The following is a 19186-nucleotide window of genomic DNA, read 5'->3' as shown; positions in this document are numbered from 1 at the left end:
GCAACTCTCGATCAGGAACAATGACGACTACAGACTGCAAAAAGATCGCCGGGTTTAACGAACCTTTTTTTAACGAGCTCTGGGCGGAACCGAACGGGTGCGGCCGCTGCCATCGATGGCGACGAACACGAATACCGCTTCGGTGACTTTGCGCCATTCGCTGGACAGCGGATCATCGCTCCAGACCTCGACCATCATCTTGATCGAGCTACGGCCGATTTCCAGTGCCTGCGTATAGAAGGAGAGCTGAGCGCCCACCGCCACCGGAACCAGAAACGCCATACGGTCGATCGCCACCGTGGCCACGCGTCCACCGGCAACCTTGCTGGCCATAGCGGTGCCAGCCAAGTCCATTTGCGAAACCAGCCAGCCGCCGAAAATATCGCCAAAGCCGTTGGTTTCGCGAGGAAGCGCGGTGATTTGCAGGGCCAGGTCGCCTTGCGGAATCGGATCTTCTTGTTCGAGCTCTATCATGCCGGGGGTGCCTCTGACCCGTGACTCTTCGTTGGTATTGCTGGTGGTAGCCGTCTTCGGGAAAAACGATCCAAGCACCGAACATACTACGTTCGTCACGTTTTTCTTCAGGCGCCTAAAGGGAAACTCTGCGAAATCGCCTATGAACCTGACAGGCGTTTTCGCACAGCAACCCTTTCAATCTGCAGCAAGATTGCGAGTATATCGGTCGGTAGACTCCTAGACGACCGTCCGGTTCTCATTTTGACCGTCAAAAACGCACCTCTATGTGCTTTTTCGAACAATTTGTTATGGTGCCGGTCCTGCCCGAGCCCTTGCCAGCGTTGTTGGGGCGGCAGATTTGACTATAAGAGAAGCCCTTGCCATGACCACCGCGCCCTCGAGTATCGCGCAGCCAAGCCAGCCTGCACGTCCGCTGACCCGCAACGACTACAAGACCCTATCGCTGTCGGCCCTGGGCGGCGCGCTGGAATTCTACGACTTCATCATTTTCGTGTTCTTTGCCACGGTGGTGGGCAAGCTGTTCTTCCCGGCGGACATGCCAGAGTGGCTGCGCTTGATGCAGACCTTTGGCATCTTTGCTGCCGGCTACCTGGCGCGCCCGTTGGGCGGCATCGTGATGGCGCACTTCGGCGACCTGCTGGGGCGCAAGAAGATGTTCACCCTGAGCATTTTCATGATGGCGGTACCGACCCTGATCATGGGCTTGTTGCCGACTTATGCGCAGATCGGCCTGTGGGCGCCGATCCTGTTGCTGCTGATGCGGGTGATTCAGGGCGCGGCGATTGGCGGCGAAGTGCCGGGCGCCTGGGTCTTCGTTTCCGAACACGTTCCGCAGCGGCACATTGGCTACGCCTGCGGCACCCTGACCAGCGGTTTGACGGCAGGCATCCTCCTGGGATCGCTGGTCGCAACGGCGATCAACAGCCTTTACACCCCGGCGGAAGTGTCGGATTACGCCTGGCGGATTCCGTTCCTGTTGGGCGGTGTGTTTGGCCTGTTCTCGGTGTACCTGCGCCGCTGGCTGCACGAAACCCCGGTGTTCGCCGAACTGCAATTGCGCAAGGCCCTGGCCGAGGAAGTGCCGCTGCGTGCAGTGCTGCGTGACCATCGTGGCGCCATCGCGATTTCCATGTTGCTGACCTGGCTGCTGTCCGCGGCCATCGTGGTATTGATCCTGATGACCCCGACCGTGTTGCAAACGGTCTACCACTTCTCGCCGACCACATCCCTGCAGGCGAACAGTGTGGCGATCGTTTTCCTTAGCGTTGGTTGCGTCATTGCCGGCGCATTGGCCGATCGCTTTGGCGCGGGTCGAGTGTTCGTGTTCGGCTGCGCCGCCTTGCTGGCCAGCTCCTGGACCTTCTATCACGGCCTGGCCGACCATCCTGACTGGCTGTTCCCGATGTACGCCCTGACCGGCCTGTTGGTCGGCACCATCGGTGCGGTGCCGTACGTCATGGTCAAGGCGTTCCCACCGGTAGTGCGCTTCAGTGGCTTGTCCTTTTCCTACAACGTGGCCTATGCCATTTTCGGTGGCCTGACGCCGATGATCGTCAGTCTGCTGCTCAAGGAAAGCCCGATGGGGCCGGCTTACTACGTCGCGATCCTGTGCGGGGTGGGGATTCTGGTGGGTGGGTATCTCTGGAAGAAGGGTCGATAAACCAAGCCCCTTCATCGATTGAACGGGCCTCATCGCGAGCAGGCTCGCTCTCACAGAAGTCTGTGGTGAACACAGAATCGATGTGTGGAGCCTGCTCGCGTTGGGGCTGCGCGGATTATCGCGTAACCCCAAATACTGGCCTTTCATCCAATTGTCATATTTCAGCCATAGAGTGTTCACACGGCCTGCTGATACTTGGCCCCGACTTAACACACCCTATCTGCTAGGAGTAAGGCATGAAACTGAAGCGTTTGATGGCGGCAATGACTTTTGTCGCTGCTGGCGTTGCGACTGCCCACGCGGTAGCCGCTGGCGTTGACCCGGCAATTCCGGCTTACACCAAGGTCACCGGTGTATCGGGCAACTTGTCCAGCGTTGGTTCCGACACCCTGGCCAACCTCATGACCCTGTGGGCTGAGAACTACAAAAAAGAATACCCGAACGTAAACATCCAGATTCAGGCCGCTGGCTCCGCCACCGCGCCACCTGCGCTGACTGAAGGCACCTCCAACCTGGGCCCGATGAGCCGCAAGATGAAGGACACCGAACTGGCTGCCTTCGAACAGAAGTACGGCTACAAGCCAACTGCTATCCCGGTTGCCGTGGACGCCCTGGCGGTGTTCGTGCACAAAGACAACCCGATCCAGCACCTGACCATGGAACAAGTCGACGCGATCTTCTCGTCCACTCGTCTGTGCGGCGCCAAGACCGAAGTCAAAACCTGGGGTGACCTGGGCGTGACCGGCGACCTGGCCAACAAGCCGGTTCAACTGTTCGGTCGTAACTCGGTATCCGGCACCTACGGCTACTTCAAAGAAGAAGCCCTGTGCAAAGGCGATTACAAACCGAACGTCAACGAACAACCAGGTTCGGCTTCGGTCGTGCAGTCGATCAGCTCCTCGCTGAACGGCATCGGTTACTCGGGCATCGGTTACAAGACCGCTAGCGTGAAAACTGTAGCCCTGGCCAAGAAAGGCAGCACCGACTTCATCGAAGACTCGGAAGAAAACGCCCTGAACGGCAAGTACCCGCTGTCCCGCTTCCTGTACGTGTACGTCAACAAGGCCCCGAACAAGCCTCTGGCCCCGCTGGAAGCCGAGTTCGTGAAACTGGTTCTGTCGAAGCAGGGTCAGGAAGTTGTAGTGAAAGACGGTTACATCCCACTGCCAGCCAAAGTTGCAGCCAAAGCCCTGGCTGACTTGGGTCTGTCGGAAGGCGGCGCTGAAGTCGCAAAAAAGTAACAAATTGAGTCCGAAGTGAACCCCCTTCGGACTTTAATGGGGGCGGCAGGAGCCGCCCCCATACACTTCTAATCCTCTATCCACTGCTGGCTAACGCTAGCGGCGGATTTGTCGCGTCACTGTGCTGTCATCTTTCTGTCATACAGGATCGCTAGGGTGTGCGAATGAATGATCTGGCCAATTCCAACATGACTACAAATCCCCCCAAGCGAATTGATTTCAATACGCCTGAGCTGCAACGCAAGCGCCGCATCCGCGCGCTCAAGGATCGCCTGACCCGCTGGTACGTCCTCGTGGGCGGCCTGGCTGTCCTGGGCGCGATCACGTTGATCTTTTTCTTCCTTGCCTACGTCGTCGCGCCCCTGTTCCAGGGTGCCAGCCTGACCGCCAAGGACGCCATCACGCCAGCCTGGATGCAAGACGCCGGCAAGCCGCTGATGATCTCCCTGGAAGAACAGAACCAGGTGGCCATGCGGGTTTCCGACAAGGGCCAGGCGCTGTTCTTCGATATCGACAGTGGCGCCGAACTCAAGCGCGTCGATTTGCCTGTCCCGGCCGGTGTCACCGTGACCTCCATTGCTGAAGACCAGCCAGGTCACCCGCTGGCGGCCGTGGGCCTGTCCAACGGCCAGGCGCTGGTATTCCGTCACACCTACAAAGTCAGCTACCCGGACGGCAAGAAAACCATTTCGCCAGCGGTCGAATACCCGTACGGCGAAACGCCGATCATGGTGAACGAGACGGGCGGTGCGCTGGAGCACGTGAGCCTCAACGCCAACGATACGACCCTGATGCTGGTCGGTGCCACCGGTTCGCAACTCAATGTTTTGTCGCTGACCAGCGAAGAAAACATGATGACCGGCGAAATCACCAACGAGCAGAAGCGTATTGATCTGCCGCAAATGACAGAACCGGTGAAAAACATCTTCGTCGATCCGCGTCAGCAGTGGTTGTACGTGGTCAACGGGCGTGCCCAGGCCGACGTATTCAGCCTGCGCGACAAGAGCCTCAACGGTCGCTACAAACTGCTTGAAGACGGTGATGCCCAAGTCACTGCCAGCACTCAACTGGTTGGCGGTATCTCGCTGATCATCGGCGACTCCAAAGGTGGCCTGGCCCAATGGTTCATGGCGCGCGATCATGACGGCGAACAGCGCCTGAAGCAGATCCGCACCTTCCAGATGGGCACCACGCCTATCGTTGAAATCACTGCCGAAGAGCGCCGCAAGGGCTTCGTCGCCCTCGACGCCTCCGGCAAGCTCGGCGTGTTCCACAGTACAGCCCACCGCACCTTGCTGGTGAATCAGGTGGTCGAAGGCCAGGGCCTTTTCGGCCTGTCGCCACGGGCCAACTGCGTGATCGTGGAAGCCGGCGGCAAGCTGCAACCGTTGCTGCTCGACAACCCGCACCCGGAAGTCTCGTGGAGCGCGTTGTGGAGCAAGGTCTGGTACGAGAACTACGACGAGCCTAAGTACGTCTGGCAATCGACCGCCGCCAACACCGATTTCGAACCCAAGCTGAGCCTGTCGCCGCTGACCTTCGGTACCCTCAAGGCCGCGTTCTACGCCATGCTGCTGGCGGCTCCACTGGCCGTCGCTGCTGCGATCTACACCGCGTACTTCATGGCGCCGGGCATGCGCCGCAAGGTCAAGCCGGTGATCGAACTGATGGAAGCGATGCCGACGGTGATCCTCGGTTTCTTCGCCGGTCTATTCCTGGCGCCGTATGTAGAAGGGCACCTGCCGGGTATCTTCAGCCTGCTGATGCTATTGCCGATCGGCATTCTGGTCGCCGGTTTCATCTTCAGCCGCCTGCCTGAATCCATCCGCCTGAAAGTGCCGGACGGCTGGGAAAGCGCGATCCTGATCCCGGTGATCCTCTTCGTTGGCTGGCTCTCGCTGTACATGAGCCCGTTCATGGAGAACTGGTTCTTCGGCGGCGACATGCGCATGTGGATCTCCCACGACCTGGGCATCACCTACGACCAGCGCAACGCACTGGTGGTCGGCCTGGCCATGGGCTTTGCGGTCATCCCGAACATCTATTCCATCGCCGAAGACGCCGTGTTCAGCGTGCCTCGCGGCCTGACCCTCGGCTCCCTGGCCCTCGGTGCCACGCCGTGGCAGACCATGACTCGCGTGGTGATCCTCACCGCCAGCCCGGGCATCTTCTCGGCGCTGATGATCGGCATGGGCCGTGCGGTCGGTGAAACCATGATCGTGTTGATGGCCACCGGTAACACCCCGGTCATGGAAATGAACCTGTTCGAAGGCCTGCGCACCCTGGCCGCCAACGTCGCGGTGGAAATGCCCGAATCGGAAGTCGGCGGCAGCCACTACCGCGTGCTGTTCCTCTCGGCGCTGGTGCTGCTGTTGTTCACCTTCATCATGAACACCCTCGCGGAGCTGATTCGTCAGCGTCTGCGCAAGAAATACTCGTCGCTTTAAGAAAGGTAGAAGTCTGTGAAACAGAACTCCCTGAATGGATGGTTCAAGAGCGGCGCCCCCGGCGTCTGGATCAGCGGTGGCGCGGTGTCCATCGCGGTCATCATGACCATTGGCCTGCTGGCGGTGATCGCCGTGCGCGGTCTGGGTCACTTCTGGCCGGCGGATCTGATCCACGCCAATTACGACGTGCCAGGCCAGGCCAATCACCTGGTCATCGGCGAAGTGGTGCAGAAGGAAGAAGTGCCTCGCGCACGTCTGAAGTCCGCTGGTTTGCCGGTGCCGGATCAAGGCCCGGAATTCATGACCCGCGAGCTGATCAAGGTCGGCAACCGCGACCTCAACGGCAACGACTTCACCTGGGTGGTCGGCGAGTGGCTGAGCAACCAGACCACGCCGCTGGAGCTGATGACCATCGAGCGTCGTGAGTGGGGCAACTTCTACGGCTACCTGGTCAACGTCAAACAGGACGGCAAGGTCATCGCTGAAGGCGAAGCCGCATGGCCTGAGTTGCAGGCCCGCGTGGATCGCGTCAACAAGCTGGCTGCCCAGCTCAAGAGCCTGGAAAAAACCGACATTGGCGCGATCAACTCCGGTCTCGAGCGTATCCGCTTGCACGGTCGCAAGCTGGAGCTGGAAGGCAAACTCGACCCTGCCGCGCAAGCGGACATGGAATCCGAGCGCGCCGAGCTGAACGCTCGCTATCAAGAGGTCGAAGCACGTCTGGCCGATCTGCACGCGCAGTTCAACCGCGACAGCCTGACGGCCCGCGATGCCAACGGCAAGGAAGTGGAAATCGGTATCGGCAAAGTGGTTCATGCCTATCAGCCGAACGCCATGAGCACCATGACCAAGATGGGTTTCTACTTCAGCAAGGTCTGGGAGTTCCTGAGCGACGACCCGCGTGAAGCGAACACCGAAGGCGGGATTTTCCCGGCGATCTTCGGCACCGTGATGATGACCTTGATCATGGCGATGATCGTCACCCCGTTCGGCGTACTGGCGGCGGTGTACCTGCGTGAATACGCCAAGCAAAACACCCTGACCCGCGTGATCCGTATCGCGGTGAACAACCTGGCGGGCGTTCCGGCCATCGTGTACGGCGTGTTTGGTCTGGGCTTCTTCGTCTATGTGCTGGGTGGTTCGGTCGACCGGTTGTTCTTCCCGGAAGCCTTGCCGGCACCGACCTTCGGTACACCGGGCCTGCTCTGGGCTTCGCTGACCCTGGCGCTGCTGGCGGTGCCGGTGGTGATCGTGGCCACCGAAGAAGGTCTGGCGCGGATTCCTCGCACCGTTCGCGAAGGTTCGTTGGCCCTCGGCGCGACCAAGGCTGAAACCTTGTGGAAGATCGTGCTGCCAATGGCCAGCCCGGCGATGATGACCGGCATGATCCTCGCCGTGGCGCGCGCTGCGGGTGAAGTGGCACCGCTGATGCTGGTGGGTGTGGTGAAACTGGCGCCGTCGCTGCCGGTGGACGGCAACTACCCGTACCTGCACCTGGACCAGAAGATCATGCACCTGGGCTTCCACATCTATGACGTCGGCTTCCAGAGCCCGAACGTCGAGGCCGCGCGGCCGCTGGTGTACGCCACGGCGCTGCTGCTGGTGCTGGTGATCGCGACATTGAACCTGTCGGCCGTGTGGATCCGTAACCACCTGCGCGAGAAGTACAAGGCTTTGGACAGTTAAGACAAACCCTGTGGGAGCTGGCTTGCCAGCGATGGCATCACCGCGGTGCTGCTGGCAGACCGAGTCGCCTGCATCGCTGGCAAGCCAGCTCCCACAGGAAGCAGCGTCAGACACAGATTTTGAGTAAACCATTGGCCAGGCCAGTGGTTCAAAAAACCGAATTTGTTAGCACAGGGAGCCTCCCATGCAGCACGAAGCACATACCCACGGCATCAACATGTCGGCCCTGGGTCGCGACAAACAGAGCCTGAGCCTCGAGCAGGAAACCGTGGCCATCGAAGTGCCGGGCCTGAGCCTGTTCTACGGCGAGAAACAAGCCCTGTACGACGTCAGCATGAACATTCCGAAACAGCGCGTGACCGCCTTCATCGGCCCGTCCGGCTGCGGCAAGTCCACGTTGCTGCGTACCTTCAATCGCATGAACGATCTGGTGGACGGTTGCCGCGTCGAAGGCGCGATCAACCTGTACGGCAACAACATCTATCGCAAGGGCGAAGACGTGGCCGAGCTGCGTCGTCGTGTCGGTATGGTGTTCCAGAAGCCCAACCCGTTCCCGAAAACCATCTACGAGAACGTGGTCTACGGCCTGCGGATCCAGGGCATCAACAAGAAGCGCATCCTCGACGAAGCGGTCGAGTGGGCGTTGAAAGGCGCGGCCTTGTGGGACGAAGTCAAAGACCGTCTGCATGAATCGGCACTGGGCCTGTCCGGTGGTCAGCAGCAACGTCTGGTCATCGCTCGCACCATCGCCGTGGAGCCGGAAGTGCTGCTGCTCGACGAACCGTGCTCGGCACTTGACCCGATCTCGACATTGAAAGTCGAAGAGCTGATCTATGAGCTGAAGTCCAAGTTCACCATCGTCATCGTGACCCACAACATGCAACAGGCCGCTCGGGTGTCCGACTACACGGCGTTCATGTACATGGGCAAGCTGGTGGAATTCGGCGATACCGATACCCTGTTTACCAATCCGGCGAAGAAGCAGACCGAAGACTACATCACCGGTCGTTACGGCTAGGAAGTTGTAGTTGCTCACTGAACTGACGCTGCGGTCCACCGCACCTTACCGGACGCTCCAAGGACGCCAACATGATTAGCAAAGAAGGCCTTACCCACCACATCTCCCAGCAGTTCAACGCCGAGCTGGAGGAAGTACGCAGCCACCTCCTGGCCATGGGCGGGCTGGTGGAGAAGCAGGTCAACGACGCGGTGACCGCGCTGATCGAGGCCGACTCCGGCCTGGCCCAGCAAGTCCGCGAGATCGATGACCAGATCAACCAGATGGAACGTAATATCGACGAAGAATGCCTGCGTATTCTGGCCCGTCGTCAGCCGGCAGCGTCGGACTTGCGCCTGATCATCAGCATCTCCAAGTCGGTGATCGACCTGGAGCGCATCGGTGACGAAGCGACCAAGATCGCCCGCCGCGCCATCCAGTTGTGCGAAGAAGGCGAAGCGCCGCGCGGTTACGTTGAAGTGCGCCACATCGGCGACCAGGTGCGCAACATGGTGCGCGATGCCCTGGACGCTTTTGCCCGTTTCGACGCCGACCTGGCGTTGTCGGTGGCGCAATACGACAAAGTCATCGACCGTGAATACAAGACCGCCCTGCGTGAGCTGGCGACCTACATGATGGAAGACCCACGCTCTATCTCGCGGGTCTTGAGCATTATCTGGGTGTTGCGTTCGCTGGAGCGCATCGGCGACCACGCGCGCAATATCTCGGAGTTGGTGATTTATCTGGTGCGCGGTACCGATGTGCGTCACCTGGGCCTCAAGCGCATGAAGGAAGAAGTTCAGGGCACAAGTGCTGAAACCGCTAATGTTCCGGGTGAAGCTGACGATAAGTAAGATTGCCCAAGTAAAGCGCCCGGCCCTTTGGCCGGGCGTTTTTGTTTGTGGTTCACGAATTCGAAAGGCAGCACCCGTGAACGAAAAGTCCCGGCGTGACTGAAGGTTTTGGCAAAGTGCCATCAGCAAAGCGGTATGCTTGCCGGGGTTTTTTAAGGGGTTATGGATGAGTAAGGTCAGTGTGTTGGTCGTGGACGATGCCTCGTTCATTCGTGACCTGGTGAAAAAGTGCCTGCGTAACTACTTCCCGGGCATGCGCATCGAAGATGCAATCAACGGTAGAAAGGCTCAGGCGCTGCTGGCACGGGAAACGTTCGACCTGGTGCTGTGCGACTGGGAAATGCCGGAAATGTCCGGCCTGGAGCTGCTGACCTGGTGCCGCGAGCAGGACAATCTCAAAACCATGCCCTTTGTGATGGTGACCAGCCGTGGCGACAAGGAAAACGTCGTGCAGGCGATTCAGGCCGGGGTTTCCGGCTATGTCAGCAAGCCGTTTACCAATGAGCAACTGATCAACAAGGTCAAGCAGGCGCTGCACAAGGTCGGCAAACTCGACACGTTGATGAGCGTCGCGGCGACCAAAACCAGCTCGGCGTTCGGCAACGATTCGCTCAATGCATTGACCGGCGGCAAGGCCGCCGTCGTCGCGCCATCGCCTTCTGCCCCGGCACCTGCTGCCGCACCGTCCCGCGGTTTGCTCAATAGCCCGCCGGTCAAGGCACCTGCCTCTGCGGCGACCGGCGGGCGTGGTCAGGGTCAATTGCGTCTGCCGAATGGTATTCAGCAGTGCGTGATCAAGGCACTGAGCCTCAAGGAAGCGCTGTTGGTGGTGAAACGCTCTGAAACACTGCCACAAGTGCTGGATAGCGCAGTGCTCGACCTGGAGCAGGGCGACAACGCCGAAACCGCCCGTCTGAATGGCTATTTGCACGCCGTCGTCGCCCATGAGCCCAAGCCTGATAGCGACTGGTTGCAACTGACCTTCCGCTTTGTCGATCAGGACGCGCAGAAACTCGACTACCTCTCCCGCCTGATCGCCCGCGGCACCGCGCAGAAGCACTTCATTCCGGGGGCGTAAGTCAGGCGTCGCCTGTCTGGCAGCCATCGCGGGCAAGTCCGCTTCCACAGGTACAGCGCAGAACCTGTGGGAGCGGGCTTGCCCTAAATGACGCTGGAACAATCTCCACACATCAGCCTGACCATCCACTTTGAAACATCTGCCGACAACGCGGGTCAATTCCGACTGCTAGGCTCATTCCAGGCCTCACACGACAGAATCCTGCCCATGCTCGCGCGCCTGCTGTTTTTATGTGGTCTGTTCATGGCTGCCTCCCCGGCCATGGCCGTGACCATCTACAAGTCCACCGACGCCAATGGCGTGGTCTCCTACAGCGACCGCCCCACGAAAGGCTCCAAGGTGTTCACCTTCCGCGATCGCATGGAAGAGCACCTTGAGCGTCAGGTGTACCTGGTGATCATGAAGAAGGACGGCGTGGACAGCGTGTACGTGCGTAACGACCTGTATGCGCCGGTAGAGATCGAATTGAGTTTCGATGGCTTGAAGAACGTCAGTGGCGCGCCGAGCCGGCCAATTCGTCGGGTGATGCCGTCACGCAGCAGCATTCGTCTGGCGATGCTCACGGCCACTGAGGCCGCAAGACCGATCGCCTATATCCCAAGGTTCGAATACTCCCTGGGCGACCCTGCAGGCGCCTCCGTGGCCTATCGATACCCGTTGCCCTGGCGTGGCGGGCCGTTTCGGGTGACTCAGGGCGCCGAAGGTCAATACAGCCACTTTGGGCCGAAGAACCGTTACGCCATCGACATCGCCATGCCCGAAGGCACACCGATCATTGCCGCACGTGGCGGGGTCGTGGTGAAGATTGAAAACGGGCAGACCGGACGCGGCACCAATCCATCGGGCAATTTCGTGCGGGTGTTGCACGATGACGGGACCATGGGTGTGTACCTGCACCTGAAAAAAGGCTCGGTCAGCGTTCGGGAGGGGCAAAGGGTGATGGTGGGCACCGCACTGGCGCTGTCGGGCAATACCGGCAACAGCAGCGGGCCGCACCTGCATTTCGTGGTGCAGCGCAACACCGGGATGGGCCTGGTGTCGATTCCGTATCAGTTCAACCAGCCGGTGGGGATGTTGCCCAACTTTGCGTTGGGCAAGCAATAACGAGGGCTTGTGAAAACTTATTGTGGCGAGGGAGCAAGCTCCCTCGCCACAAGAGCCGGTCGCTGCACTCAGTCGAGCAACAACACCTTGGCCAGAATGATCTTCGGTCCTTTCATCTTCTTGATGATGATGCGCAGGCCTTCGACTTCCAGCACTTCTTCCTCTTCCGGCACGCGTTTGAGGGTTTCGTAGACGAGCCCTGCGAGGGTTTCGGCTTCAACGTGGTCCAGGTCGATACCCAGCAGTCGTTCCACCTTGAACAGCGGCGTATCGCCTCGAACCAGCAGCTTGCCCGGCTGGTAGGCGAGGATCCCGCGTTCGGCCTTGCGGTGTTCGTCCTGAATGTCGCCGACCAGCACTTCCAGCACGTCTTCCATGGTCAGGTAGCCGATGATGTTGCCGTCGGCCTCTTCAACCACGGCGAAGTGCGAGCCGCCCTTGCGGAACTGTTCCAGTAACTGCGACAGCGGCATGTGCCTGGACACACGCTCCAGCGGACGGGTCAGTTCGGCCAGGTTGAACGACTCGGGAATGTGATCCAGGGCCGCCAGTTCGAGCAGCAGGTCCTTGATGTGCAGCAGGCCGACGAACTCCTGGCGCTCGCTGTCGTACACCGGATAACGGCTGAACTTGTGGCGACGGAACATCGCCAGGATTTCCTTGAGCGGCGCGTTGAACTCCAGTGTCACCAGGTCTTCGCGGGAATTGGCCCAGTCGACCACTTCCAGTTCGCCCATTTCCACCGCCGAGGCCAGTACGCGCATGCCCTGGTCGCTCGGGTCCTGGCCACGGCTGGAGTGCAGGATCAGTTTCAGTTCCTCGCGGCTGTAGTGGTGCTCGTGATGCGGGCCGGGCTCACCCTGGCCGGCAATGCGCAGGATCGTGTTGGCACTGGCGTTGAGCAAGTAGATCGCCGGGTACATGGCCCAGTAGAACAGGTACAGCGGCACGGCGGTCCACAGCGACAGCAGCTCGGGTTTGCGAATGGCCCAGGATTTCGGAGCCAGTTCGCCGACCACGATGTGCAGGTACGAGATGACGAAAAACGCGGCGAAGAACGAAACGCCCTTGATCACTTCGGCCGACTGCACGCCGACGGCGTCGAGCAGCGGTTCAAGGATGTGGGCGAACGCCGGTTCACCGACCCAGCCGAGGCCCAGGGAGGCGAGGGTGATACCCAGTTGGCACGCCGACAGGTAGGCATCGAGCTGACTGTGCACGGTACGCAGGATGTGCCCGCGCCAGCCGTGTTTTTCAGCGATGGCTTCGACCCGGGTCGAGCGCAGTTTGACCATGGCAAATTCCGCCGCAACGAAAAATCCGTTGAGCAACACCAGGATCAGAGCAAAAAGAATCATGCCGAAGTCGGCGAATAGTGTGGCGAGGGTCAAACCAGGGGAAGGGTCCATGATGGAGTTTTGCGGGTTCCGTGTATTCGAAAGGAAAGAAAAAAGTGGGCCTGAAAGGCAGGCACAAGTCAGCCAATGTAGCGGCTGACTCAGCGATTGCCTAGTGCCGCTATCAGTCCGCTGGGCTGATGACCCGGGATTTGCTGACCTGGGCAGGGGCGAAATGGCAGGTAAAGGTGCTGCCGTGCCCCGGTACGCTGCTGATTTCCATCCGTGCGCGGTGCCGCAGCAGCACATGTTTGACGATTGCCAGCCCCAACCCGGTGCCACCGGTATTGGAGTTGCGACTGGAGTCGACGCGATAGAAGCGTTCGGTCAGTCGCGGCAGGTGTTTGCTGTCGATGCCGATCCCGGAGTCCTGCACGCTCAGGTGCGCGCCTTGTTCATCGCCCCACCAGCGAATGCGGATGTTGCCTTCGGCCGGGGTGTACTTGACCGCGTTGAACACCAGGTTGGAAAACGCGCTGCGCAGTTCGGCTTCACTGCCTTTGAGCAAAATCGTCGGGTCGGCTTCCAGGGTGATGCGCTGATTCTTCTGACCGGAAAGCTGTTGAGCGTCACTCTTGATCGACTGCAACAGGCCATCGATGGCCACTGGCTGGTTATCCGATGGGTAGTCGGTGGCTTCGAGCTTGGCCAGCAGCAGCAAGTCATTGAGCAGCGTCTGCATGCGCTCGCCTTGTTGCTGCATCTGCTGCAGGGCGCGATTCCAGCGTGGGTTCACGTCCTCGACGTTGTCGAGCAGGGTTTCCAGGTAGCCGCAAATTACCGTCAGTGGCGTGCGTAATTCATGGGACACGTTGGCGATGAAGTCTTTGCGCATCTGTTCGAGCTGATGGATGCGTGTCACGTCGCGCACCAGCATCAGATGCTCGTTGTTGCCGTAACGGGTGATGTACAGCTGAATACGCATCCGGTCGTTGGTCGGCGAAGGGATTTCCAGCGGCTCGGCGTAGCTGTCCTGCTCGAAGTATTCCTTGAAGCGCGGGTGACGCACCAGGTTGGTCACCGGCTGGCCGCTGTCCTGCGGCGTCTTGAGGCCCAGCAGGGTTTCGGCGGCACGGTTCCACCATTCCAGGTTGCCATCGCTGTCGAGCATGACCACCGCGTCTTTCAAGGCGGCGGTGGATTCCTGTACCCGGTCGATCACGGCTTGCAACCGCCCGCGCACTCGCTGATCGCGACGTTGCAGGTGGTAGATGCTGTCGAACACTTCGCCCCACAGGCCATAGCCATCGGGCGGGGCTTCATCGGGTTGATGCAGGCGCAGCCACTCGTGCAGGCGCAGCAGTTGCTTGAGGGTCCAGGTCAGGTAAAGGCCCAGTCCCGCGGCTAGGCTCCAGCCGTAGTAGCCGGTGATCAAACCGATCACCAGGCAGGCGGTGACCAGCAGCAGCATGTGGCGAATCAGGGTGCCATGCCAGTTTTGGTTCACGAAAAATATGCGTCCTTGTCAGCGAGTCTGGCGGCTGGCTCAGGCCTTGGTGGAGAACCGGTAGCCGGTGCCGCGCACGGTTTGTACCAGGTTTTCGTAGGCGTCGCCGAGGGCTTTGCGCAGGCGACGGATGTGCACATCGACGGTGCGCTCTTCAACATAGACGTTGCCGCCCCAGACCTGATCCAGCAATTGGCCGCGCGTGTAGGCGCGTTCCTGGTGGGTCATGAAGAACTGCAGCAGACGGTATTCGGTCGGCCCCATTTCGGCCGGTTTGCCATCGATGGTCACGCGGTGGCCGATCGGGTCCAGCAGCAGGCCACCGACTTCAATCGGCGCTTCGCCATCGGTAGGACCGGCACGGCGCAGCACGGCTTTGAGGCGTGCGACCAGTTCACGGGGAGAAAAGGGTTTGGTGATGTAATCGTCGGCGCCGACTTCCAGGCCCTGGATCTTGTTGTCTTCTTCGCCCTTGGCGGTGAGCATGATGATCGGGATATCACCGGTCAGTTCATCGCGCTTTAGGCGGCGGGCCAGCTCGATGCCAGAGGTGCCGGGCAGCATCCAGTCGAGCAGGATCAGGTCAGGTTTGCGGTCGACGATAATGGCGTGGGCCTGCTGGGAGTTCTCGGCCTCCAGGCAGTCGTAGCCGGCCATTTCCAACGCAACGGCGATCATTTCGCGAATAGGCGCTTCGTCGTCGACGATCAGAATGCTCCTGCCAACCATGCCTTAATCCTCTTGTCATTTAACTGTCTTGCGCCGCATTAGATAACGGAATTATTGCAGTCGTGTGACAGTATTTTAGCCGTCCGGCGATTGTCGCGAACCTGGACTAAGCTCTAAGTCCGAATCCTGACAACCGCAAAAGGAAGGTTTCCATGAATTACATCGCTCAATCCTGGAAGGCTTTGCTGGTAACGGCCGTGCTAACGCTGCCGACCCTGGCGCTCGCCGCCGACCCGGCAATGATGAAAGACGGCATGATGGTCGACCATAAAGGCATGACCGTATACACGTTCGACAAAGACTCGGGCGGCAAGTCGATGTGTAATGGTGACTGCGCGAAGAATTGGCCACCCATGATGGCTCCGGCCGGCGCCAAGCCCGAAGGCAAATTCACGCCTATCAAGCGTGATGACGGCACGATGCAGTGGGCGTATGACGGTAAACCGCTGTACACCTTCATGAAGGACGAAAAGCCTGGAGAAATGAAGGGCGACGGCATGAAAGACGTCTGGCATGTCGTTCACGAGCATAAGTGACCGACTCGATCCGCCCCCGCATGAATGCTCTGCGGGGGCGATATCAATCCTGTCTCAGCGCAACCCGTAGTCCAGCACGATCCCGACGAAAATCGCCAGTCCGGCCCAGTGGTTGTGCAAAAACGCCTTGAAACAGCGCATCCGCTCCTTGTCGCGGGTGTACCAGAATTCCCAGGCAAAGCAGCCCGCCGCCACCGCCAGCCCGAGGTGGAACCAGGCGCCGAGCTCGAATTTCGAACCCGCCAGCAGCAAGCATCCCAGCGCCAACCCTTGCAGGGTCAGGATGATCACCCGGTCCGCCTCGCCGAACAGAATCGCCGTGGATTTCACGCCGATCTTCAGATCGTCGTCGCGGTCGGTCATCGCGTAATAGGTGTCGTAGCCCACCGTCCACAGCAGATTGCCGATGTACAGCAACCAGGCCGCCGCCGGCAGTTCACCGGTTTCGGCGGTGAACGCCATCGGCATCCCCCAGGAAAACGCCGCGCCCAACACCACCTGCGGGTAATAGGTGTAGCGCTTCATGAACGGGTAAGTGAATGCCAGCGCCAGACCGCCCAGTGACAACCAGATCGTGGTCGCGTTGGTGCACAGCACCAGCAGGAAACTCACGCCCATCAATAGCGCAAAGAACACCAACGCTTCTTTGGAGCTGATCTTGCCACTCGCCAGTGGCCGTTGTGCGGTGCGTTTCACATGGCCATCGACCTTGCGGTCGGCCCAGTCGTTGATCACACAGCCGCCGGCGCGGGTCAGTACCACACCGAGGACAAAAATCACGATGTTGGCCAGCGACGGCGAGCCCTTGCCGGCAATCCACAGCGCCCACAGTGTTGGCCACAGCAACAGATAGATGCCAATCGGCTTGTCCATGCGCGTCAGCTGAATGAAGTCCCAGGCCCGAGGGTTCAAGCGGTTCAGGGACTTGAGCAGGCTCTGGTACATCAGCAGTTCTCCGGATGCGCGCGGGCGGCGTTCCACAGGGTCGGCAGGAAAATTTCGGCCACCAGTACGCTCAAGGCGCCGCGGTCGAAACGCGAACGGCGGCCCCATAATTCAGGCGACTGGACCTCATTCGGCAGCCACGCTTGAGGATAGTGACAAACCTCGATGGCCCGGCGCTGGAAGGCGTGATCGCAAAACAGCAATTCGCCCAGGGAGCGGCTGCCCAATTCATCCATGTGCAAACCGTCGCCCTGCAAGGCGCTACGCGAGGCAACGCTGCGGGCAAACACCCACGCTTCGCCATGACCGCGCAGATACACCTCGCGAACCCAGCCCTCACTGCCTTCGGCCAGATCCAGCGCGGCGCATTCGTCGGCGCGCAGGGTCTGCCAGCCTTCGAACAGCGGCGTGACGCTGAAGCCGTCATTCGACAAACGGGTCAGGCGGCGGGTTAGCGAACCTTCGTCGAATAGCCAATCGAGGGTAGACGTATCGGGGAGGGGCGTCAGTTGGCTTTGAGGAAGCCAGAGCGGGGCCGGGCAAGGGGATTTTGAGTGCGGCACAGTGAGTCATTATTGGCAGCAAAGGAGGCGGCGAGCTTAACATGTCAGCTCATCAATTTGAGTGATCTGGCCGCCCGTTGCGCCGAACAGGCTTGCATCTGCACGGCCCGATCAGTAAAAAACGCTTTTGAGCTCGATGGCAGCGCAGCAGCCGTTGACCGTCCGTGCCGGCAAAAGCCTGAACCCTGAGGATGTACCTGAATGAAAAAGTGGCAATGTATCGTCTGCGGCCTGATCTACAACGAAGCCGATGGTTGGCCGGATGACGGCATCGCGCCCGGCACTCGCTGGGAAGACGTGCCGGCAGACTGGCTGTGCCCTGACTGCGGTGTGGGCAAAATGGACTTCGAAATGATCGAAATCGCTGCTTGAACAATTGAGGAGTCATGCATGAATGCACCTGTCGTAATCGTCGGCACCGGGTTGGCGGGTTACAACGTGGCCCGCGAATTTCGCAAGCTCGATAGCGAAACATCATTGCTGCTGATTACCGCAGATGACGGTCGCTCCTACTCCAAGCCAATGCTCTCCACCGGTTTTGGCAAAAACAAAGACGCCGACGGCCTGAGCATGGCCGAGCCCGGCACCATGGCCGAGCAGTTGAAAGCCGAAGTGCGCACCCACACGCGCATCAGTGGTATCGACCCGGGCCACAAGCGCCTGTGGATCGGCGAAGAAGCGGTGTACTACCGTGACCTGATCCTGGCCTGGGGCGCAGAAACCGTGCGCGTGCCCATCGAAGGTGATGCGGCGGACTGCGTATTCCCGATCAACGACCTGGAAGACTACGCACGCTTTCGCGCGGCAGCGGCCGGCAAGCGCCGTGTGCTATTGCTCGGCGCGGGCCTGATCGGCTGCGAGTTCGCCAACGACCTCAGCCTCGGCGGCTACGAGGTGCAACTGGTGGCGCCGTGTGAACAAGTCATGCCGACCCTCCTGCACCCGGCGGCGGCTGCGGCGGTGCAGGCCGGGCTGGAAAGTCTCGGCGCACGCTTCCACCTCGGGCCGGTGCTCAATCGCCTGCAGCGCGTCGCTGATGGCCTGGAGGCGCATCTGTCCGATGGTCAGGTGATCCCGTGCGACGTGGTGGTGTCGGCCATTGGCCTGCGTCCACGCATCGACCTGGCTGCCGCTGCCGGCGTGCAAGTCAATCGCGGCGTGGTGGTCAACCGTCAGCTGCAAACCTCCCACGCCAACATCTACGCCCTGGGTGACTGTGCCGAGGTCGATGGGCTGAACCTGCTGTATGTGATGCCCCTGATGAGCTGTGCCAGAGCTCTGGCCCAGACCCTCGCCGGTAACCCGACGGCGGTCACCTATGGGCCGATGCCCATCACCGTCAAAACCCCGGTGTGCCCATTGGTGGTGTCCCCGCCGCCACGCGGTGCGGAGGGCGTCTGGACCGTCGAAGGGCAGGGTGCCGACATCAAGGTGTTATGCCGCGATGCCAGCGGCAGACTGCTCGGATACGCCCTGACAGGCGCGGCGGTGATGGAAAAACTGGCCCTGAACAAAGAGCTTCCGGCGCTGCTGGCGTAAATACCGGTCGTTCTGTCGGAATCACCCCCCTTTTGCCCATACATTGGCCGCGCCGACACTGGCGCGGCTCCTCGCTGCGTGCCATCCTCACTCCCGTCTGCCGCAGAGTAGAGCACCTGCGGCGCTTTGGGCGCTGCTCCGCAGAGAGCAGCACGGACATAACAACAAAAAACCGTCAAAGGGGCTTCACTAATATGCGTAAACCAGAACTCGCCGCAGCAATTGCTGAAAAAGCAGACCTCACCAAAGAGCAGGCCAACCGCGTTCTCAACGCCGTTCTCGAAGAAATCACCGGCGCCCTGCACCGCAAAGACAGCGTCACGCTGGTAGGTTTCGGCACCTTCCTGCAACGCCACCGCGGTGCCCGCACCGGCAAAAACCCGCAAACCGGTGAGCCCGTCAAAATCAAGGCCAGCAACACCGTCGCCTTCAAGCCAGGCAAATCGTTGAAAGACAGCGTCAATCCGTAATCCGTCGCCATACCCT

At 60.2% G+C, this 19186-nt stretch carries 18 protein-coding genes; 12 read left to right on the top strand and 6 right to left on the bottom strand.

Annotated features, from left to right (window positions below; genetic code table 11):
- Positions 1 to 69 precede the first annotated feature (69 nt).
- Entirely contained in the window at positions 70 to 474 is a 405-nt protein-coding gene (locus tag F7R06_RS04740) for an acyl-CoA thioesterase (RefSeq protein ID WP_047535207.1), read from the bottom strand.
- Between the two features lie 364 nt (positions 475 to 838).
- Between F7R06_RS04740 and F7R06_RS04735 the strand changes: the two genes are divergently transcribed.
- The 8 genes from F7R06_RS04735 (at position 839) to F7R06_RS04700 (ending at position 11544) form a co-directional block, all read left to right on the top strand.
- Positions 839 to 2137, top strand: coding sequence for an MFS transporter (locus tag F7R06_RS04735; RefSeq protein ID WP_090326714.1), 1299 nt, complete (start codon positions 839 to 841; stop codon positions 2135 to 2137).
- 236 nt (positions 2138 to 2373) lie between these two features.
- Positions 2374 to 3378: a phosphate ABC transporter substrate-binding protein PstS gene (locus F7R06_RS04730; protein WP_090326711.1), complete on the top strand. Its 1005-nt coding sequence runs from the start codon at positions 2374 to 2376 to the stop codon at positions 3376 to 3378.
- Between the two features lie 164 nt (positions 3379 to 3542).
- Positions 3543 to 5825: an ABC transporter permease subunit gene (locus tag F7R06_RS04725; protein ID WP_090326706.1), complete on the top strand. Its 2283-nt coding sequence runs from the start codon at positions 3543 to 3545 to the stop codon at positions 5823 to 5825.
- Positions 5826 to 5840: 15 nt separating this feature from the next.
- On the top strand, positions 5841 to 7511 hold the full coding sequence (pstA, locus tag F7R06_RS04720; protein WP_090326702.1) for a phosphate ABC transporter permease PstA: 1671 nt from the start codon (positions 5841 to 5843) through the stop codon (positions 7509 to 7511).
- 184 nt (positions 7512 to 7695) lie between these two features.
- Positions 7696 to 8529 (top strand): phosphate ABC transporter ATP-binding protein PstB, encoded by an 834-nt coding sequence (gene pstB, locus F7R06_RS04715; protein WP_007934504.1) that lies wholly within the window; start codon positions 7696 to 7698, stop codon positions 8527 to 8529.
- 71 nt (positions 8530 to 8600) lie between these two features.
- Positions 8601 to 9362, top strand: coding sequence for a phosphate signaling complex protein PhoU (phoU, locus tag F7R06_RS04710; RefSeq protein ID WP_090326700.1), 762 nt, complete (start codon positions 8601 to 8603; stop codon positions 9360 to 9362).
- A gap of 166 nt (positions 9363 to 9528) precedes the next feature.
- Positions 9529 to 10440 carry a response regulator gene (locus F7R06_RS04705; protein WP_090326697.1) on the top strand — a complete coding sequence of 304 codons (912 nt, stop codon included), beginning with the start codon at positions 9529 to 9531 and terminating at the stop codon, positions 10438 to 10440.
- A gap of 207 nt (positions 10441 to 10647) precedes the next feature.
- Positions 10648 to 11544: a peptidoglycan DD-metalloendopeptidase family protein gene (locus F7R06_RS04700; RefSeq protein WP_090326694.1), complete on the top strand. Its 897-nt coding sequence runs from the start codon at positions 10648 to 10650 to the stop codon at positions 11542 to 11544.
- 68 nt (positions 11545 to 11612) lie between these two features.
- Here F7R06_RS04700 and F7R06_RS04695 read toward each other — a convergent pair whose 3' ends face one another.
- From F7R06_RS04695 to phoB, 3 genes are all read right to left on the bottom strand, one after another.
- Positions 11613 to 12953 carry a hemolysin family protein gene (locus F7R06_RS04695; RefSeq protein ID WP_090326691.1) on the bottom strand — a complete coding sequence of 447 codons (1341 nt, stop codon included), beginning with the start codon at positions 12951 to 12953 and terminating at the stop codon, positions 11613 to 11615.
- Between the two features lie 112 nt (positions 12954 to 13065).
- On the bottom strand, positions 13066 to 14352 hold the full coding sequence (gene phoR / locus F7R06_RS04690; RefSeq protein WP_245706757.1) for a phosphate regulon sensor histidine kinase PhoR: 1287 nt from the start codon (positions 14350 to 14352) through the stop codon (positions 13066 to 13068).
- Between the two features lie 75 nt (positions 14353 to 14427).
- A complete protein-coding gene (gene phoB / locus F7R06_RS04685) occupies positions 14428 to 15117 on the bottom strand; it encodes a phosphate regulon transcriptional regulator PhoB (protein ID WP_034149326.1) in 690 nt (229 codons plus the stop codon).
- A 152-nt stretch (positions 15118 to 15269) separates the two neighbouring features.
- Here phoB and F7R06_RS04680 point away from each other — a divergent pair, with 152 nt between their 5' ends.
- On the top strand, positions 15270 to 15653 hold the full coding sequence (locus F7R06_RS04680) for a COG4315 family predicted lipoprotein (protein ID WP_090326683.1): 384 nt from the start codon (positions 15270 to 15272) through the stop codon (positions 15651 to 15653).
- A 54-nt stretch (positions 15654 to 15707) separates the two neighbouring features.
- Here the strand turns inward: F7R06_RS04680 and ubiA are convergent, their stop codons facing one another.
- Both ubiA and F7R06_RS04670 read right to left on the bottom strand, forming a co-directional pair.
- Entirely contained in the window at positions 15708 to 16598 is an 891-nt protein-coding gene (gene ubiA, locus F7R06_RS04675) for a 4-hydroxybenzoate octaprenyltransferase (protein ID WP_090326680.1), read from the bottom strand.
- Positions 16598 to 17161, bottom strand: coding sequence for a chorismate--pyruvate lyase family protein (locus F7R06_RS04670; RefSeq protein WP_090326677.1), 564 nt, complete (start codon positions 17159 to 17161; stop codon positions 16598 to 16600). The genes ubiA and F7R06_RS04670 overlap by 1 nt, the downstream gene beginning before the upstream one ends.
- A 201-nt stretch (positions 17162 to 17362) precedes the next feature.
- On the opposite strand from F7R06_RS04670, the gene F7R06_RS04665 reads away from it, so the two are divergent.
- The 3 genes from F7R06_RS04665 (at position 17363) to F7R06_RS04655 (ending at position 19170) form a co-directional block, all read left to right on the top strand.
- The gene (locus F7R06_RS04665; RefSeq protein ID WP_007995385.1) at positions 17363 to 17533 is read left to right on the top strand and encodes a rubredoxin; all 171 of its coding nucleotides are present in this window, start codon (positions 17363 to 17365) and stop codon (positions 17531 to 17533) included.
- Positions 17534 to 17551: 18 nt separating this feature from the next.
- Positions 17552 to 18700, top strand: a complete 1149-nt coding sequence (locus tag F7R06_RS04660; RefSeq protein WP_090326675.1) for an NAD(P)/FAD-dependent oxidoreductase — start codon at positions 17552 to 17554, stop codon at positions 18698 to 18700.
- 194 nt (positions 18701 to 18894) lie between these two features.
- On the top strand, positions 18895 to 19170 hold the full coding sequence (locus tag F7R06_RS04655) for an HU family DNA-binding protein (RefSeq protein WP_003213368.1): 276 nt from the start codon (positions 18895 to 18897) through the stop codon (positions 19168 to 19170).
- The last annotated feature ends 16 nt before the right edge of the window (positions 19171 to 19186 follow it).

Origin of the sequence: Pseudomonas moorei, assembly GCF_008801475.1 — a bacterium.
GTDB classification, from domain to species: domain Bacteria; phylum Pseudomonadota; class Gammaproteobacteria; order Pseudomonadales; family Pseudomonadaceae; genus Aquipseudomonas; species Aquipseudomonas moorei.
Note: the sequence above shows the minus strand (reverse complement) of the source record. Positions and strands in the feature narration are given on the sequence as shown.

Excerpts from the sequence above, each read along its gene's own strand:
- pstB (WP_007934504.1), top strand. The coding sequence starts at position 7,696 with ATGCAGCACGAAGCACATACCCACGGCATCAACATGTCGGCCCTGGGT.
- F7R06_RS04665 (WP_007995385.1), top strand. The coding sequence starts at position 17,363 with ATGAAAAAGTGGCAATGTATCGTCTGCGGCCTGATCTACAACGAAGCC.
- phoB (WP_034149326.1), bottom strand. The coding sequence starts at position 15,117 with ATGGTTGGCAGGAGCATTCTGATCGTCGACGACGAAGCGCCTATTCGC.
- phoR (WP_245706757.1), bottom strand. The coding sequence starts at position 14,352 with ATGCTGCTGCTGGTCACCGCCTGCCTGGTGATCGGTTTGATCACCGGC.
- F7R06_RS04695 (WP_090326691.1), bottom strand. The coding sequence starts at position 12,953 with ATGGACCCTTCCCCTGGTTTGACCCTCGCCACACTATTCGCCGACTTC.
- F7R06_RS04660 (WP_090326675.1), top strand. The coding sequence starts at position 17,552 with ATGAATGCACCTGTCGTAATCGTCGGCACCGGGTTGGCGGGTTACAAC.
- F7R06_RS04725 (WP_090326706.1), top strand. The coding sequence starts at position 3,543 with ATGAATGATCTGGCCAATTCCAACATGACTACAAATCCCCCCAAGCGA.
- F7R06_RS04700 (WP_090326694.1), top strand. The coding sequence starts at position 10,648 with ATGCTCGCGCGCCTGCTGTTTTTATGTGGTCTGTTCATGGCTGCCTCC.
- F7R06_RS04730 (WP_090326711.1), top strand. The coding sequence starts at position 2,374 with ATGAAACTGAAGCGTTTGATGGCGGCAATGACTTTTGTCGCTGCTGGC.
- ubiA (WP_090326680.1), bottom strand. The coding sequence starts at position 16,598 with ATGTACCAGAGCCTGCTCAAGTCCCTGAACCGCTTGAACCCTCGGGCC.
- phoU (WP_090326700.1), top strand. The coding sequence starts at position 8,601 with ATGATTAGCAAAGAAGGCCTTACCCACCACATCTCCCAGCAGTTCAAC.
- F7R06_RS04735 (WP_090326714.1), top strand. The coding sequence starts at position 839 with ATGACCACCGCGCCCTCGAGTATCGCGCAGCCAAGCCAGCCTGCACGT.
- F7R06_RS04705 (WP_090326697.1), top strand. The coding sequence starts at position 9,529 with ATGAGTAAGGTCAGTGTGTTGGTCGTGGACGATGCCTCGTTCATTCGT.
- F7R06_RS04655 (WP_003213368.1), top strand. The coding sequence starts at position 18,895 with ATGCGTAAACCAGAACTCGCCGCAGCAATTGCTGAAAAAGCAGACCTC.
- F7R06_RS04740 (WP_047535207.1), bottom strand. The coding sequence starts at position 474 with ATGATAGAGCTCGAACAAGAAGATCCGATTCCGCAAGGCGACCTGGCC.
- F7R06_RS04680 (WP_090326683.1), top strand. The coding sequence starts at position 15,270 with ATGAATTACATCGCTCAATCCTGGAAGGCTTTGCTGGTAACGGCCGTG.